General features: G+C 56.9%; 15 protein-coding genes. 9 read left to right on the top strand and 6 right to left on the bottom strand.

Annotated elements, in window-relative coordinates:
• The first annotated feature begins 3 nt into the window (after window positions 1-3).
• Window positions 4-738: a DNA polymerase III subunit epsilon gene (gene dnaQ, locus A15D_RS04565; protein ID WP_022986561.1), complete on the top strand. Its 735-nt coding sequence runs from the start codon at window positions 4-6 to the stop codon at window positions 736-738.
• A gap of 109 nt (window positions 739-847) precedes the next feature.
• Here the strand turns inward: dnaQ and nhaB are convergent, their stop codons facing one another.
• Window positions 848-2,437, bottom strand: coding sequence for a sodium/proton antiporter NhaB (gene nhaB / locus A15D_RS04560; protein ID WP_102790948.1), 1,590 nt, complete (start codon window positions 2,435-2,437; stop codon window positions 848-850).
• 356 nt (window positions 2,438-2,793) lie between these two features.
• On the opposite strand from nhaB, the gene A15D_RS04555 reads away from it, so the two are divergent.
• The 6 genes from A15D_RS04555 (at window position 2,794) to A15D_RS04530 (ending at window position 9,253) form a co-directional block, all read left to right on the top strand.
• Window positions 2,794-4,473 carry a hypothetical protein gene (locus A15D_RS04555; RefSeq protein ID WP_102790947.1) on the top strand — a complete coding sequence of 560 codons (1,680 nt, stop codon included), beginning with the start codon at window positions 2,794-2,796 and terminating at the stop codon, window positions 4,471-4,473.
• Between the two features lies 1 nt (window position 4,474).
• Window positions 4,475-5,278, top strand: a complete 804-nt coding sequence (gene nudC / locus A15D_RS04550; RefSeq protein WP_102790946.1) for an NAD(+) diphosphatase — start codon at window positions 4,475-4,477, stop codon at window positions 5,276-5,278.
• Window positions 5,279-5,290: 12 nt separating this feature from the next.
• Window positions 5,291-5,938, top strand: coding sequence for a hypothetical protein (locus A15D_RS04545; protein ID WP_102790945.1), 648 nt, complete (start codon window positions 5,291-5,293; stop codon window positions 5,936-5,938).
• 159 nt (window positions 5,939-6,097) lie between these two features.
• Window positions 6,098-7,150: a protease SohB gene (sohB, locus tag A15D_RS04540; protein ID WP_199175762.1), complete on the top strand. Its 1,053-nt coding sequence runs from the start codon at window positions 6,098-6,100 to the stop codon at window positions 7,148-7,150.
• A 36-nt stretch (window positions 7,151-7,186) separates the two neighbouring features.
• Window positions 7,187-8,176: a YhdH/YhfP family quinone oxidoreductase gene (locus A15D_RS04535; RefSeq protein WP_102790944.1), complete on the top strand. Its 990-nt coding sequence runs from the start codon at window positions 7,187-7,189 to the stop codon at window positions 8,174-8,176.
• Window positions 8,177-8,296: 120 nt separating this feature from the next.
• Window positions 8,297-9,253, top strand: coding sequence for a zinc transporter ZntB (locus A15D_RS04530; RefSeq protein ID WP_102790943.1), 957 nt, complete (start codon window positions 8,297-8,299; stop codon window positions 9,251-9,253).
• A gap of 41 nt (window positions 9,254-9,294) precedes the next feature.
• Here the strand turns inward: A15D_RS04530 and A15D_RS04525 are convergent, their stop codons facing one another.
• From A15D_RS04525 to A15D_RS04515, 3 genes are all read right to left on the bottom strand, one after another.
• Window positions 9,295-9,783: a DUF934 domain-containing protein gene (locus A15D_RS04525; protein WP_022986553.1), complete on the bottom strand. Its 489-nt coding sequence runs from the start codon at window positions 9,781-9,783 to the stop codon at window positions 9,295-9,297.
• Window positions 9,776-11,425: a nitrite/sulfite reductase gene (locus tag A15D_RS04520; protein ID WP_102790942.1), complete on the bottom strand. Its 1,650-nt coding sequence runs from the start codon at window positions 11,423-11,425 to the stop codon at window positions 9,776-9,778. Before A15D_RS04520 ends, A15D_RS04525 begins: the two co-directional genes overlap by 8 nt.
• A 144-nt stretch (window positions 11,426-11,569) precedes the next feature.
• Entirely contained in the window at window positions 11,570-11,800 is a 231-nt protein-coding gene (locus A15D_RS04515; protein ID WP_022986551.1) for a DUF2970 domain-containing protein, read from the bottom strand.
• 228 nt (window positions 11,801-12,028) lie between these two features.
• On the opposite strand from A15D_RS04515, the gene nfuA reads away from it, so the two are divergent.
• Window positions 12,029-12,622, top strand: coding sequence for a Fe-S biogenesis protein NfuA (nfuA, locus tag A15D_RS04510; protein WP_022986550.1), 594 nt, complete (start codon window positions 12,029-12,031; stop codon window positions 12,620-12,622).
• Window positions 12,623-12,749: 127 nt separating this feature from the next.
• Here the strand turns inward: nfuA and A15D_RS04505 are convergent, their stop codons facing one another.
• Entirely contained in the window at window positions 12,750-13,538 is a 789-nt protein-coding gene (locus A15D_RS04505) for a M48 family metallopeptidase (protein ID WP_102790941.1), read from the bottom strand.
• 4 nt (window positions 13,539-13,542) lie between these two features.
• Complete coding sequence (locus A15D_RS04500) at window positions 13,543-15,204, bottom strand: AarF/ABC1/UbiB kinase family protein (protein WP_233192073.1); 1,662 nt, start codon at window positions 15,202-15,204, stop codon at window positions 13,543-13,545.
• A gap of 98 nt (window positions 15,205-15,302) precedes the next feature.
• Between A15D_RS04500 and A15D_RS04495 the strand changes: the two genes are divergently transcribed.
• Window positions 15,303-15,626 (top strand): SET domain-containing protein, encoded by a 324-nt coding sequence (locus tag A15D_RS04495; protein ID WP_022986547.1) that lies wholly within the window; start codon window positions 15,303-15,305, stop codon window positions 15,624-15,626.
• The last annotated feature ends 26 nt before the right edge of the window (window positions 15,627-15,652 follow it).

The raw sequence follows: 15,652 nt of genomic DNA, 5'->3' as shown, positions 1-15,652 counted from the left end.
CTAATGCGTCAGGTCGTACTCGATACGGAAACTACCGGCCTGGAGCCCAATGATGGGCACCGGGTGATCGAAATCGGTTGTGTTGAAGTCATCAATCGCCGGATTACCGGCAATAATCTTCATCTGTACCTCAACCCTGAGCGGGACATCGACGAAGGGGCGCTGGCTGTGCACGGCATCAGCACCGAGTTCCTGGCGGACAAGCCCACGTTTGACAAGGTGGTTGATGAGTTTTTGGCCTTTGTAGATGGCGCCGAACTGGTGATTCACAATGCCCCCTTTGATGTGGGCTTCCTGAACCATGAATTGCGCCGGCTGGGCGCCGCCTACGGCAGCATTGAACAGCGCTGCGGGGTGCTGGATACCCTGGTCATGGCACGGCAGAAGCATCCCGGCCAGAAGAACAACCTGGATGCGTTGTGTCGCCGTTATGACGTGGAAAACGGACACCGTGAGCTTCACGGGGCCTTGCTGGATGCGGAGATCCTGGCGGATGTCTATCTCGCCATGACCGGTGGCCAGACCCGGCTGTCGCTGGGGGGGAGTGACGGCGCCGATCAGGGCGGTAGTGCAGTGGCAGAAGCCATCCGCCGGCTGGATGCCCAGCGCTCACCGTTGAAAGTGGTGCGTGCAAGTGAGTCTGAAGTGGCACGGCACAGTGCCAAGCTGCAAGCCATTGCGGGCAGTAATGGAGAGCCTACCCTGTGGGAGCGCTCCGAGAGCGATTCGCTGCACTAGGGAGCCTCTGAACAACGCCTTGCGTGCTCAGTCTTTCAGGCTGGCTCCCTAATCCTGTCTTTCTGTCTGACCGGGAAAGGGGGTAATACCCCTTCCCCGGTGGCCCCCATCAATGATGCTCTTCAGGGCTTTCGCTGTATTCACTGGCATCGTGGTGCTCGATCCAGCCATTCTCGTACATGTAGGTAGTCGCCGGCTCCAGTGCCATGGCCGTCATCACCAGACCGGTGATGGACATGACGATGGTGTAGGGCAGGGCCATGATCACCATGCGGCCATAGGACAACCTGACCAGAGGTGCCAGTGCAGACGTCAGCAGGAACAGGAAGGCCGCCTGGCCGTTGGGGGTCGCAACGGAGGGAATGTTGGTCCCGGTATTGATGGCGACGGCCAGCAGGTCAAAGGTATCGCGGTCAATTTCCTGCTTGAGTAGCGCCTGGCCGACTTCGTCTACATAGACCGTGGCGACGAATACGTTATCGGACACAGCTGACAGTACCCCGTTGGCGATGTAGAACGCCGGGCCCTGGACATGCTTCTCGAGGGTCAGTACGTATTCGATAACGGGTGCGAACAGCTGTTGATCGGCGATCACTGCGACCACCGCGAAGAAGACGGTGAGCAACGCGGTGAAGGGCAGAGCTTCCTCGAAGGCAGCACCGAGGCGGTGTTCTTCGATGATCCCGGTAAAGGATGTGGCAAGAATAATGACTGTGAGCCCCACCAGGCCAACCGAGGCTGCGTGAGTGGCCAGGCCAACGACCAGCCAGACGGCCGTGATTGCCTGGACAACCAGCGCTGCCCGGTTCTGGGGGGTGCGTTTGCGGTCTTGCTCCAGCGCGTACTGTCGCATGATGCCACGTACTTTTTCGGGGATATCCTCGCCGTAGCCAAAGCTGCCGCTGATTTCAAGGAAGACGCAGGTCATTAATCCCACCAACAGAACCGGCAGGGTAATGGGGGCCATGCGCAGGAAGAACTCGCCAAACTCCCAGCCTGCCTTGTTCGCAATCAGCAGATTTTGGGGCTCCCCCACCAGTGTGCAGACACCGCCCAGTGCGGTGCCGACCGCGGCGTGCATTAACAGGCTACGCAAAAAAGAACGGAATCGCCGCAGGTCCTCGCGGTGCAGTTCTTCAACGCTGGTATCGTCACCATGGTCGTGTTTTTGCTGGAATGTCTTGCCAGAGGCGACCTTATGGTAGATGCCATAGAAGCCGGTACAAACGGCAATGACCACCGCAGTAACGGTCAGTGCGTCCAGGAAAGCAGACAGCACCGCTGCCGCCATACAGAACAGCAGGCTCAATCGCACCTTGGATTTCACCCCCAGCAAGATGCGGGTGAACATGAATAGCAGCAGGTCTTTGAGAAAGAAAATACCCGCTACCATGAAGATCAGCAGCAGCATCACCTCAAGGTTGCTCTCTACCTTGTGCAGCACGGTATCGGCTGAGGTCAGCCCAATCATGACCGCCTCAATGGCCAGCAGACCACCCGGCTGTAGCGGGTAACACTTCAGGGCCATGGCCAGGGTGAAAATGAACTCTGCCAACAGCAGCCAGCCCGCGGTGACAGGGCCGAGGGTCAGCGCCACCACAGGGTTGAGCGCCAGGAACGCAATGATGGTGTACTTGTACCAGGCCGGAGCCTGACCGAGAAAGTTGTGCAAAAAGGCGCGGCCGATGGTCGCGGGCATGACAATTACCTGCTGGGCGTTGGGTGGGGGTTGGGCGCCGCAATGATAAGGAGTTGCCATGCCCCAGTACAGTGCAAAGCATGGACAAATTGTCCTAGATCAAGGTCGTATTGCGATCCCTGCTGGGTAGCGGTAACAGGTAATAAGGCTTTTACGCCTTTTGCAACTGTGGCGAGGTTAACAAAAAGCCAATAAATCAGTTGCTTACATTTGAAAGTTGACGCAGTGTTTAATCGCATGCCAAAGTTGATGCGCCTTGTTTTACAATCTTGTTGTAGTGTTTCGGGCGCATCCGGGGGGCAAAATACCCGGGCTTCAGCCCGACAATAATAAAGTTTGGTGCTTGCGGAGAGTCCATGGTCGCCATTACAAACACCACCTCCCTGACTTTTCTCAAGGAAGCGATCGATAGCACCTTGACCGAAGCTGAGACCCGGCTGGAGGCGTTTTCCGATGATAACGCTCTGAAAGAAGAGCTGGAGCACTGTGCAACGGCGTTTCAGCAGTTGCGGGGGATCTGTCAGGTGGTCGAGCTTCCTGCTGCCGCCCTGATGAGCGAAGAAATGGCGCTGGCCGCGCGCGAGTTGCTGGAAAAAGTGTCCGAAAGCCGGATTCAGGCGTTGGGCAATGCCATTGTGCTGTTGACCCGTTATTTCGATTACGTTCAGTTGAAGAATCGTACCTTGCCATCCTTGTTGATTGGCGGCATCAATGAGCTGCGTCGAGCTGGCGGCAAGCCATTGATTCAGGAAAGTCATTTCTTCAGTGCAGATCTGTCCCGCCAGCGCAACCCGGAAGCCCCTGACACTGAGGTCAGCCGTGATGAGCTGGCGGCATTATCTCGCCGGTTGCGGCATATGTATCAGGTCGGGCTGGTCGGTATCCTGCGTGAGCAGAACCCGCCGACGCACCTCAAATTAATGGCCCGCGCCATGGCGCGACTCGACAAGGCGGCAGGCCCGTGTGGCCTTAGCCGCTTTTTCTGGGTGGGGCAGGCCGCCCTGATGGCCATGGCGGCAGATGAAATGGCCCTTACGCCCGCTCGCAAGGCATTGTTGTCCCAGTACGATCGCCAGCTGAAGAAGGTGGTGTATGACGGTGGCCAGGCGTTGGATGAAAATGCGCCTTTACTGCTTCTCAAGGAAAGCCTTTATCTGGTCTCGCTGAGCGCCGTACAGGATGGTGTGATTGGCCAGGTGAAACAGGTCTTTGATCTGAAAAATGCAATTTCGGATACCGAGCTTCAACGTGAACTGTCCTTGATGACAGGGGCCAGTGGCTCCGTGATTCGTTCAGTGGCCAGTGCCATGCGGGATGAAATTGGTGAGCTGAAACAGACTCTGGATCTTGCCTCCCAGGGGGTGGCCGATACCAATTATGAAGCGGTGGCGGATAGTCTCAGTCAGTTGGGCAGCACCCTGTCCATGATCGGCAAGGATGATGACGCGGCGGCCATCAAGGACCGCTCCGCTCAGGTTCGGCAGTGGCCTGCTGACCAGAGTGTCGAGACCGATGCATTCCATGCCCTCGTGGATGATCTGCTGCGAGTGGAAAACGTGGCGGCAAATCTTGAGCGCAGCCTCGCGCCGGAAGATGATGTTCACAAGGCCAGCAATAACACGGCTATTTCCCTGTACCAGCTTGATGAAGCTCGAATGACAGTTGTCGGTGAGTGTCGGGCTGGCCTGGCCCTGGCCAAGCGGTCCATCAGCTCCTTCATGGACAACAATTGGGATGCCATGCACCTGTCAAACCTGCCAGGTACTTTTGCCTCCATTGCCGGCGGCCTGATGTTCCTGGAGTTACAGCGGGCGAAGGGGGTGACAGAAGCGTGTCACCAGTACATTCGCAAGCAATTGATCGAAGGCGAAACGGCCCCGACCCGCGAAAACATGGAGACCCTGGCCGACGCGCTGACCGGGGTCGATTACTACCTGGAAAGCATGGAAGAGCAGAAACCGATTGGCGAAGGCGTGCTTGAAGTCGCTGAAGAAAGCATGAAAGCCCTGGGGTACCCGGTGGACAAGGTTGCCTGACATGATTGATCTGTCTCGCCCGGAATCCAACGATGCCGACACCGCACGCTGCTACGTGATTCATGAGCAGAACATTCTGGTGGCAGGGGCGCCGGGTCAGGATTGGCTGCCACAATTGCCGGCGTTTCTGCTGCGCCAGCATCCGGATTACCATTTTCTTGGCTGGCTGGGCGATGAGCCATGCTATGTCTGCGAGTTCAGCCGCCATGAACTCGACGATGGTAGCCTGCAGCCCATGCCTGCCCGACGTTTGATGGGCGCGCTGGATGAGCCGGGTTTCTCCATGTTCAGTCGCGCTCTGCAGTTTCTCTCCTGGCAAAAAAATCACCGTTTTTGCAGCCGCTGTGGTACCCCGACAGAGCCGCACCCCCGTGATCTTGCCATGGTGTGCCCATCCTGCAGCTACAGCCAATATCCTCGTATCACCCCTTGTGTGATTACCCTGGTAACAAAGGGCGAGTATGCCTTGCTGGGTCGCTCCGAACGCTTCCCTGAAGGGTTCTTTTCCTGTCTTGCCGGGTTTATGGAAGCCGGTGAAACCGCGGAACAGGCGCTTGCCCGTGAGGTCAGAGAAGAAAGCGGCATTGAGGTGGGAGAGCTTCACTACCTGGGTAGCCAGTCCTGGCCGTTTCCGCATTCCCTGATGCTGGGTTTTCTTGCGGATTATGCCAGCGGCGAGATTCGCATTGATGACGATGAGATTGTCGAGGCCGATTGGTTTCATTACAACGATCTGCCGATGACACCGCCCCCGGGGAGCATTGCCCGCAGCCTCATTGATCACTGGATTGCCCGTTTTCATTAACAAGGACTTTTCATGAACTACACGCTTGCCCCTCTGGTTCTGTTTGCCTTCAGCCTGATTTTTGTGCTGCTGGGTGCAACGGTGCTCTTGCGTCAGCGCTGGTTGCTGCAATGGTTGAAGGGCACCGCTGGCATTTTGCTGGTTGTGGCAGCGGTCTATCTGAGCCTGTTTGCCCTGAACATTTACGGCTACAAGGAATATGCTCAGGAAGTGCCGGTGGCGACGGTGAGTTTTCGTCAATCCGGAGAGCAGTCCTTTATTGCTACAGTGACCCGCACGGATGGCAGCGCAGAGGATTTTCGCCTCAAGGGCGATCAGTGGCAGCTTGATGCGCGCATTATCAAGTGGCGGGTGCCTTTCAGTCTTCTCGGGCTGAAGCCGGGTTATCAGCTCGACCGGATATCCGGCCGTTACTATGCCCTGGAAGACGAGCGCTCCCGGGATCGCACGGTATACAGCCTTCACCGCGACCCGGTCGGGATTGATGTCTGGCAAATGGCCAATGATGGCTGGAGTGTGCTCATTGATGCGCGCTACGGCAGTGCGGCTTATCTGCCGATGGCGGATGGGGCCTTGTTTGAGGTTAACGCCGGGGCAACGGGACTTGTTGCTCGCCCCATGAACGGCGCCGCACAGCAAGCCATTTCTGGCTGGAATTGATTCCTCGGTTCAGGCATGCCTCTCTGGGGCATGCCAAAAGGCCTGTCCTGACTCCCCGTTTGGCATACCCCTCTGTACCCGGCTTCGGTAGAATCACCGGGATCTTTCTGTTTGCCCTGTCGGGGCAGCACTCACTGAAAACACCCAAGCAGGTACATTGTGATCGCGTTTCTTTCTGAATATGGCATGTTTCTCGCCAAGGTTGTCACTCTGGTGGTGGCGCTTCTCTTCATCATCGGGGGCATTGCCGCTTCCGCCAGCCGGGGCCGTGGTAAGGCCGATCAGGAGGGCGACCTGCGTGTGCGTCACCTGAATGATGACTTCGAGGATCTGAAAGACTGTCTTGAGCACGAGATCATGCCCGAAGCCCAGCGCAAGAAAATGCGCAAGGAGCGCAAGAAGCAAGACAAGCTGGAAGCCAAGCAAAAGAAAAAGGCGGGCACTGAAGACAAAGCTATGCCTCGCTTGTTTGTTCTGGATTTTGATGGTGATGTGCAAGCCAGCTGTGTGGAAAACCTGCGCAAGGAAATCAATGCGGTGCTGCAGGTGGCCAACCAGGATGACGAGGTGCTGGTGCGCCTGGAAAGCCCGGGTGGCTTGGTACACAGCTATGGGCTGGCGGCCTCACAACTTCGTCGTATCCGTAACAGCGGCATCAAGCTTACGGTCGCAGTCGACCGGGTTGCGGCCAGTGGTGGCTACATGATGGCCTGTATTGCTGACCGGATTGTTGCTGCCCCGTTTTCGATTATCGGCTCCATTGGTGTCGTCGCGCAGATCCCTAACTTTCATCGGTTGCTGAAGAAAAATGACATTGATGTGGAGCTGATGACGGCAGGGGAATACAAGCGTACCCTGACCATGCTCGGTGAAAATACCGATAAGGGCCGTGAAAAATTTCAGCAGGAACTGGAAGACACGCACCAGCTGTTCAAGGATTTTGTGCGCGATAACCGTCGAGGTCTTGACCTGGACAAGGTCGCTACCGGCGAGCACTGGTTTGGCGCTCAGGCCAAAGAACTGGGTTTGATTGACGACATCATGACCAGTGATGAGTTACTGCAATTGCGCAAGGACAACCAGGCCCTGTATCAGGTTAACTGGGAAGTAAAACGCAAGCTTGGTGAGCGGTTGGGCTTTTCCATGGAGAACGTGCTGCACCGGGTGGTGGAAAAATTGTGGCACCGTGGAAGCCAACGGCAGATGCATTAACCCTGTTTGATTAACAGCCTGTCAAAGGAGAGGACCATGACGTTTCAGGCATTACTGACTACCGAAAGCGACAATGGCTACCAGAATGCGGTGGTAGAACGTGAGTTGGCTGATCTGGGCAGTGAGGGTGTGCTGGTGCGTGTGCAGTGGTCGTCTCTCAACTACAAGGACGCCCTGTCTGCTACCGGGAACAAAGGGGTGACCCGAACGTTTCCTCATACCCCCGGGATTGATGCTGTTGGCGTCATCGAAGAAACCGGCAATGGCCCCTTCGCGGTTGGCGATACGGTGATTTGTACAGGTTATGACCTGGGTATGAATACCGACGGGGGTTATGGGCAGTATATTCGTGTGCCTGCTGAGTGGTTGGTGCCGTTGCCTGAAGGATTGGCGCCCCGCGATGCCATGTTGATGGGCACTGCCGGGCTGACTGCCGCGCTGTGTGTCGAATCGCTGCTCGATACCGGGGTAAATCCCGATCAGGGCCCGGTGTTGGTGACCGGTGCTACTGGTGGTGTGGGATCCATTAGCGTGGCAATTCTTGCCAAGCTGGGTTTTCGGGTCGCGGCAGTGACTGGCAAGGCCGATTCTCATGACTGGCTGCGTGAACTTGGCGCTGCTGAGATTGTGGATCGCAAGGCGTTTCTGGAAAGTGCCAGCAAACCCATGCTCAAGGAGCAATGGGCTGGCGCGGTAGATTGCGTAGGTGGTGAAATGCTGGCCGGTGCGCTGAAGAGTCTGAAATACGGCGGTAGTGCAGCGTGTTGTGGCCTGGCGGGTTCGCCGAATCTGGAGATGACGGTATTCCCGTTCATTCTGCGTGGCGTGAACCTGCTTGGGGTAGACAGCGTGGAGTTGCCCTGTGAAATCAAGCAACAGATGTGGCAGTTGCTTGCAGATCAGTGGATGCCAGAAAATCCGAAGGCGCTGGAAGCGGCCGAAATTGGTCTTGAAGACGTTAGCGAGTGGGTTGGAAAAATTCTCGAAGGTGGCGTGCGTGGTCGCGTGGTGGTGCGCTTGCCCTGAGATCCAGCGTTGTTGCGGATTCGTAAAAACGCGGCCTTTGGCCGCGTTTTTTATGGATTCTGCGGTGCCCTATGATTCATTATTCATCCATGTTTTCGAATATGGACGGCAGGATCGGATATGGATAAAAACCATTGGCTCAAGATCGCCTGTTACCTGGATGGCCGGGGAGGGCGTACGGTTTTTGGCACGGACGAGGCTCTCCAGTCTGATCGTACTCACTGGGTCCATCTCGATTATACCGAACAGGCCAGTGCCGACTGGATGTCCGCCAATGGTATCCCTGACGGCGTGATTGAAGCGCTCACCGCTGCGGAAACCCGGCCGCGGGCGTCGGAAGTTCATGGCGGCCTTCTGGTTTACCTGAGAGGGGTGAACCTTCATCCGGGGGCCAGGCCGGAAGATATGATTGCGCTGCGATTGTGGCTCGGGCCCCATGGTGTGATCAGCACCCAGAAGCGTACGTTAGTGACCGTCGAGACGGTCGAGGGCACTTTGGCGGGTGGAGACGGCCCAGTAAGTGCGTCGGGGCTGGTCGCCAGATTGGTTGATGAGCTGACCTGGCGAATGGAAGATGTGATCGAGAATCTCGAGGCGGAGGTAGAAAGTTGCGCCGAGCAGTTGGAGGCGTCTCCGACCATGTCGTTGACCTCTCAGCTGAGTCTTTTGCGTCGCCGGGCGATTACCTTGCGCCGCTATCTGGCGCCGCAGCGTGAGGCGTTAGCGAAACTCCAGTCTGACCGCCACTTTGCTGAAGACGATATCCTGTTGGTACGTGAAGCATCAGACCGGCTCCAGCGACTCCTTGAAGACCTTGATGCTGCCCGTGAACATGCGACTCTGCTCCAGGAAGAGGTCTTTTCGGTTCAGAACGAAGCCATCAATGACCGCATGTATCTGCTGGCGATGATTTCAGCATTGTTTTTGCCGCTTGGCTTCCTGACCGGGTTGTTTGGTATCAATGTGGGCGGGTTGCCCGGCGTCGAGAATGACAAGGCTTTCCTTTGGTTCTGTGCCGGCATGACAGTGATTGCCATTGGCGTGCTGATCTGGATGCGAAAACGCCGCTGGCTATAAGGCGCAGCGGCGTTTTCGAACCGTTTGGCGAGGTAAAGCGATCAGGCCTGACGGTAGATCGGACGGGGGTCGTTCACATCACCCTGATAGCGGACGGTGAAATCCTTCAGGCTGGCTACGGCTTCTTCGATGCTGCGATCTTCGCGTACTTCGAACGCGTTGAAACCACAGCGGGCCAGATAGAATAACTGATCACGTAACACATCGCCTGTGGCACGCACTTCACCCTTGAACGCAAAGCGGGTGCGTAATTCGCGAGCGTAAGAATAGCCGCGGCCATCCTTGAATGCAGGGAAGTGAATAGCCACCAGGGAAAGGGCAGAAAGGTCATCTGCCAGGTCCTTGGGTTCTTCGCCCGGTGCGAGCCAAACAGCCACATCGCCACGGGTCATCAGGGTGTCACGGTTCTCTTGCCAGTAAGCCAGCGGAACGATGACTTTGCCATCCGGCAGGCCTGCCTCGAGGGCATCTGCTTCCAGGCGTGCCCATTCGTTATCCACGATGGCGCCGTCAATAATGACCTTACCCATAGATATGCTCCTTGAACGGGTCCATGCCGATACGCTCGTAGGTGTCGATGAAGGGCTCGTTCTCGAGGCGCTTCTCAACATACAGGCCAATGATTTTTTCGATCACGTCGGTGATTTCGTCGGATTCGAAAGACGGGCCCATTTTTTCGCCTACCTTTGATTCACGATCACCACGGCCTCCCAGGGTAACCTGGTAGAACTCCTTGCCTTTCTTGTCCACACCAAGGATGCCGATGTGGCCAATGTGGTGATGGCCACAAGCGTTCATGCAACCGGAAATATTCAGGTCGATCTTGCCCAGATCATGGAGATAATCCATGTCGTCAAAGCGGCGCTGAATGGATTCCGCTACCGGGATGGACTTGGCATTAGCCAGGGCACACAGGTCGCCACCCGGGCAGCACACCATATCAGTGAGCAGGCCCAGATTGGGGGTCGCAAAGCCCAGTGCGTCCAGTTCCTGCCAAAGGGCGAACAGGTCACTGGCCGCCACATCGCTGAACACCATGTTCTGCTGGTGGCTGTTGCGGATTTCACCAAAGCTGTACTTGTCGGCAAGATCGGCAACGGCATCCAGCTGCTCGTCGCTGATGTCGCCAGGTACCCGGCCGGTTTTTTTCAGTGTCAGGGTGACCGCACGGTATCCCGCCTGTTTGTGAGGGCGGGTGTTGGTGTGGTACCAGCGGTTGAAGGCCTTGTTGTCTGCGAGCAGGGCATCCAGTTCACTGGTGTCGACATCGCTGCGGTATTCCACATCGGTGAAGCAGGCCTGAATACGGGCCACTTCGGCTTCTGTCAGCGTCATGGGGCCATCTTTGAGCTCAGCGAATTCTTCTTCCACCAGCTCACGGTATTTGTCGGCACCCAGCGCCTTCACCAGAATCTTGATACGGGCCTTGTACTTGTTGTCGCGGTTGCCGTACTTGTTGTACACCCGCAGGATCGACTCCAGATAAGACAGCAGGTGTTGCCACGGCACGAACTCGCCAATCACGGCGCCGGTCATGGGGGTACGACCCAGGCCGCCGCCTGCCCATACCTGGAAACCGGTTTCGCCAGCATCGTTGTGTACCAGCTGCACACCGATATCGTGAACACCGATAATGGCCGGATCTTCATCAGGCACCGCATTGACCGCAATCTTGAACTTGCGGGGCAGGTAGGCGAATTCCGGATTGAAGGTTGACCACTGACGGATAATTTCGCACCAGGGGCGTGGATCCTCGATTTCCTTCGGGTTCACGCCGGCGTATTCGTCGGTGGTGGTGTTACGGATACAGTTGCCGCTAGTCTGGATGGCATGCATCTGGACATCGGCCAGTTCGGCCAGAATGTCAGGCACATCTTCCAGTGCCGGCCAGTTCATTTGCACGTTCTGGCGGGTGCTGACGTGGGCGAAGCCCTTGTCGTAAGTGCGGGAGATATGCGCGAGCCGGCGCAGCTGACGGGAAGACAGCAGGCCATAAGGAACGGCGATGCGCAGCATGGGCGCATAACGCTGGATGTAAAGGCCGTTCTGCAGGCGCAAGGCGAGAAACTCATCCTCGCTGAGCTCCCCGGCCAGGTATCGACGCGTCTGGTCGCGATATTGCGCTACCCGTTCATTCAGCAGTTGCTGATCGTGTTCCTGATAGACGTACATGGGACTGTATCACCGTCCTTTTGCTTGAAATTCAATAGCTAAGCGCCACCCGCACTGGGTGAGTGCGGCACTCTAACAAAGCGCCCTTATAGTGAAAAGAAATATCTTGGCATATCTCTATAACGGCAACCGATATAAAAAAGCCTATTTCGCGGCAGCGTCGAGCACCATGTTGACGGTGATGACCATGCCGATAACAAGCGCAATCACCAGAATGACGTAGACGCCGATATAGTTGCCGGCATCGCCCTTGGTGAAGTCCCGCTCCCGGTTTTTGGCGCTTTGCACACCGAACAGGGCAGCGAGAATGCTGTTGATCGTTTGCAGCAGGCCAGGTTTGGTGTCCTGATCCGGTGCATCCTTGGGGTCTGTCATCACATAGTCCTGCGTTATGGCGACGGCTAAACGCCGGGAATCGGGGCGCATATTGTACGCCGCTGCCGAGGGTGGGAACACCCCGTAATGATGCCGTTCGGCCCACCCTTGAAACGATTGGGCGGTGGCACCATTGAATATGCTGAGTACCTGACTAAAATACTCAGGAAAGAGACCTCAGTCGCCCTTCAGGCCGGCTTGAGGCCACGAACCGGATCAGGAAGCGTAATGGCAGAGCAGTTGATCGACATCACCGAACCGGCCCAGGACTACCTGCGAGACCTGCTGGGCAAGCAGGATCAGGGCGGCATTGGCGTGCGTATCTTTGTTGAGCGTCCCGGCACCCCCCATGCCGAGTGTTGCATGGCGTATTGCCCGGACGGTGAGCAGGAAGAGGACGATGTACGCTTCGATTACGAGGGCTTTCATGCCTGGATCGAAGGTAAAAGCGTGCGTTATCTGGAAGATGCGGTCATCGACTACAAGAAAGACAGCATGGGTGGTCAGCTGACCTTCCGGGCGCCGAAATCCCGTGTGCCGGATATCAGTGAAGACGCCAGTGTGGAAGAGAAGATCAACTACGTGCTTTACGCAGAGATCAATCCCAATCTGGCTTCTCACGGCGGCAGTGTACAGCTGCTGGAGCTCACCGAGGACATGGTCGCAGTGCTGGAATTCGGCGGTGGCTGTCAGGGCTGCTCCGTCGTCGACGTGACGCTGCGAGACGGGGTAGAAAAAACCCTGAAAGAGCGTATACCGGAACTGACGGGGGTTCGTGACAAGACAGACCATACCGTGACGGACAACGCTTACTACAGTTAGAAGGCAGCTGTGAGCTTTGAGCTACCAGCCAACAGCCAACTGTAAAAACAAAAACGCAGCCCTTGAGGCTGCGTTTTTGTTTTAGGGTTTTAACTCGTAGCTCGTAGCTGAAAGCTCATAGCGGCTTTCATCCACAGCTCGGCTTGCGGCCCGCTGCCTTGGCCTGGTTGTACAGCGGCATCACCTCTGGCAGGCGAGCCTGCAGCCCGCCGATGCGCGTGGCATTGGAGGGGTGGGTGGACATGAATTCCGGTGGCCCATCGCCGTTGGCAGCCGCCATGTTCTGCCACAGATTTACACTCTCGCGGGGGTCGAAGCCCGCCTGGGCCATGAGCTGAAGACCAATAATATCGGCTTCGGCTTCATGCTTGCGGCTGAACGGCAGTGCGACACCATACTGGGCGCCGACACCGAGTGCGGCCATGATGCCCTGTTTGGTGGCGCTGTCTTCACCGGCCACTGCGCCCAGTAATTGAAGGCCATTTTGGGTGGCGTACTCCAGTGACATGCGCTCGTTGGAATGCTGCGCTTGCACATGGCCGATTTCATGGCCGATGACCGTCGCCAGCTGTGACTGATTGGTGGCGACCTTGAGCAGGCCGGTATTGACCCCGATCTTGCCCCCTGGCAGGGCAAACGCATTGGCGCTGTTGTCCTGGAACAGGTTGACCTCCCACTGCTGGCTGCCATCCAGCGTTGAGGTGATGGCGGTGGCCACACAGCGTACATAAGCGGTTTGCTGCTGACTGCTACTGACAGGGGTCTCTTGTTTCATTTGCGCATAGGCGGTGGCGCCCATTTCATCCATTTGATCTGCCGGCATCAGCAGAAACTGGTTCCGTCCCAGTGGGGAGGTGGCACAGGCTGCCAGCGCTACGCCAGCGCAAAGTATGATAAGCGGTTTCTTCATTGTCATTCCGTTACTCCCATTCCCGAAGGAAACGTCGGGATACCCACATTAGCCAGCTGGCCCAGCCGGCGCTTCCGAGGAAGACTATAAGGCCAAACAGGGAGATACCCCAAGGTGATGGCCCAACTTTGCCAGCCAGCATGACACTGCCGCCAATGAACGAAGAGGCGACCAATAGTGCTTGGACCTGCCGATACTGGCCCCGTTCCAGTCGGGTCACCATTCTTTCCAGTTGGCGGGGGTCCAGTCCCTGCTCCTGGGGGCTTTGCTGGCCGGGGACAGGGGGGGGAGCATAGACCTTGTCGACCACATCCAGTGCCCGCAGGCTCAGGCTTTTGGCCAGTCGGGCAGGAGAGTAGCGGGTGCGGATCATGCGCTTGAGCAGGGGCTCGGCTTCGGTCATCAGATCGAAGTCGGGGTTAAGCAGGCGCCCGAATCCCTCCAGGGTAATGATGGCCTTGATGAACAGGGCAATATCACTGGGCAGCACCAGATTATGGTTGCGTACCATGGCGGTGATGTCATTGAGCAACGCGGTGATATCCAGTTCCGAGATGGAGACGCCGTGATACTGGCTGATGACATCTTCCACATCCGACACCAATTGTTCGAAGTTCACCGGTTGGCCATCGGACCAGCTGGCCAGAACCGCCGCGCACTGTTCAGCTTCACGGATGACGACTGCGCGGGTCATCTGCAGTATTTGTTCACGGCGGCTATGACTGAGCTTGCCGACCATGCCGAAATCGAGCATGGCGATACGGTTGCCCGGCAGGATGATGAAATTCCCGGGGTGCGGATCGGCATGAAAAAATCCGTCTTCCAGTGCCATTTTCCAGGCGGCCAGGGCGCCACGGCGTGCAATCTGGGCCCGGTCCAGGCCCGCGGCATCCAGCTTTTCCAGTGCCTTCGCCGGGATGCCTTCAATGTGTTGTTGAACCTGAACGGTGGATGACGACAACTCCCAGTAAACCCGCGGGACGGTGAGCCATTTCAGCGAACGCATGTTTTTGCGGATTCGATCGGCGTTACGGGCTTCAATGGTGAAGTCCAGCTCCCGCAGCAACGAACGGCGGAATTCACGGATCAATTCCACCGGGCGGTAGCGACGGATTTCCACGGAGTTGTCGCAAGCCAGCTTGGCCAGCTGGTCGAGCAGGCGAAGGTCGGAGTCGATCTTGTTACGAATACCCGGCTTCTGGATTTTTAGCACAACCTTCTGGCCGCGCCGGGTAAGGGCGCTGTGGACCTGACCAATGGAGGCCACCCCGATTGGGGTCGGGTCGACACGGGCAAACAGGCTGTCAATCGGCTTGCCCAGGGCCTCTTCAATCAATGGGGCAAGCTCTTCAAAGGGAATGGCGCTGGCCTGATCCTGCAGCTTCTCGAACTCGGCAATCCAGTCCAGCGGAAACAGGTCAACCCGAGTGGCCAGTATCTGGCCGAGCTTGACAAAGGTGGGCCCCATTTCTTCCAGTGCACAGCGTAGTCGCTCAGCGGTACCCATGCGCAGGATGTCGCCCTTTACCGGGCTGCGGACGAGTTTGCCCGCCTGCTCAATGGGGGTGGCCAGCCCAAGCCGGCGGATCACGTCGGCAAAACCATACTTGAACAAAATGCCTGCCAGCTCGTTCATGCGAAGCAGGTCTTTACCGGTATGCAGCAGATTCACAACGGATCCTTGTTGAGGTGTCAGTCCCAGAGAATTACAGCTTGTGATGAATTCTGGCAAGATGCCATGGCATCAACGGCAGCAAGAAGTGCAAAAGCATGTCAAAACCCTATGTAAGAGAAGACCTGGTCGAAGTCAGGGAAAGCCCGCTTCATGGCCGGGGTCTGTTTGCCCGCCAGTCGATTCCCAAAGGCACGGAATTGGGACTATGCAAGACTCAACCTGCAAAAGGTCAGGGGCCTTACGTGCTCTGGATCGATGATGACGGTGAAGAGCGATACCGGGTGTTGTGCAATCTGCGGTTTATCAACCATGGCAAGCAACCCAATGTGGCCTATTACGATGACCTGACCGTCGTGACCCTCAAAGCGGTCAAGGCGGGGGCGGAATTGCTGCATGATTATGGGGATGAGTGGGAATAAGAGCAGTTAATAGTTAACAGTGAATA

It is taken from the genome of Alcanivorax sp. MD8A (assembly GCF_002888555.1).
Classification (GTDB): domain Bacteria; phylum Pseudomonadota; class Gammaproteobacteria; order Pseudomonadales; family Alcanivoracaceae; genus Alcanivorax.
The sequence above is the reverse complement of the archived record's forward strand: the minus strand, read 5'-3'. Positions and strand labels throughout refer to the sequence as shown.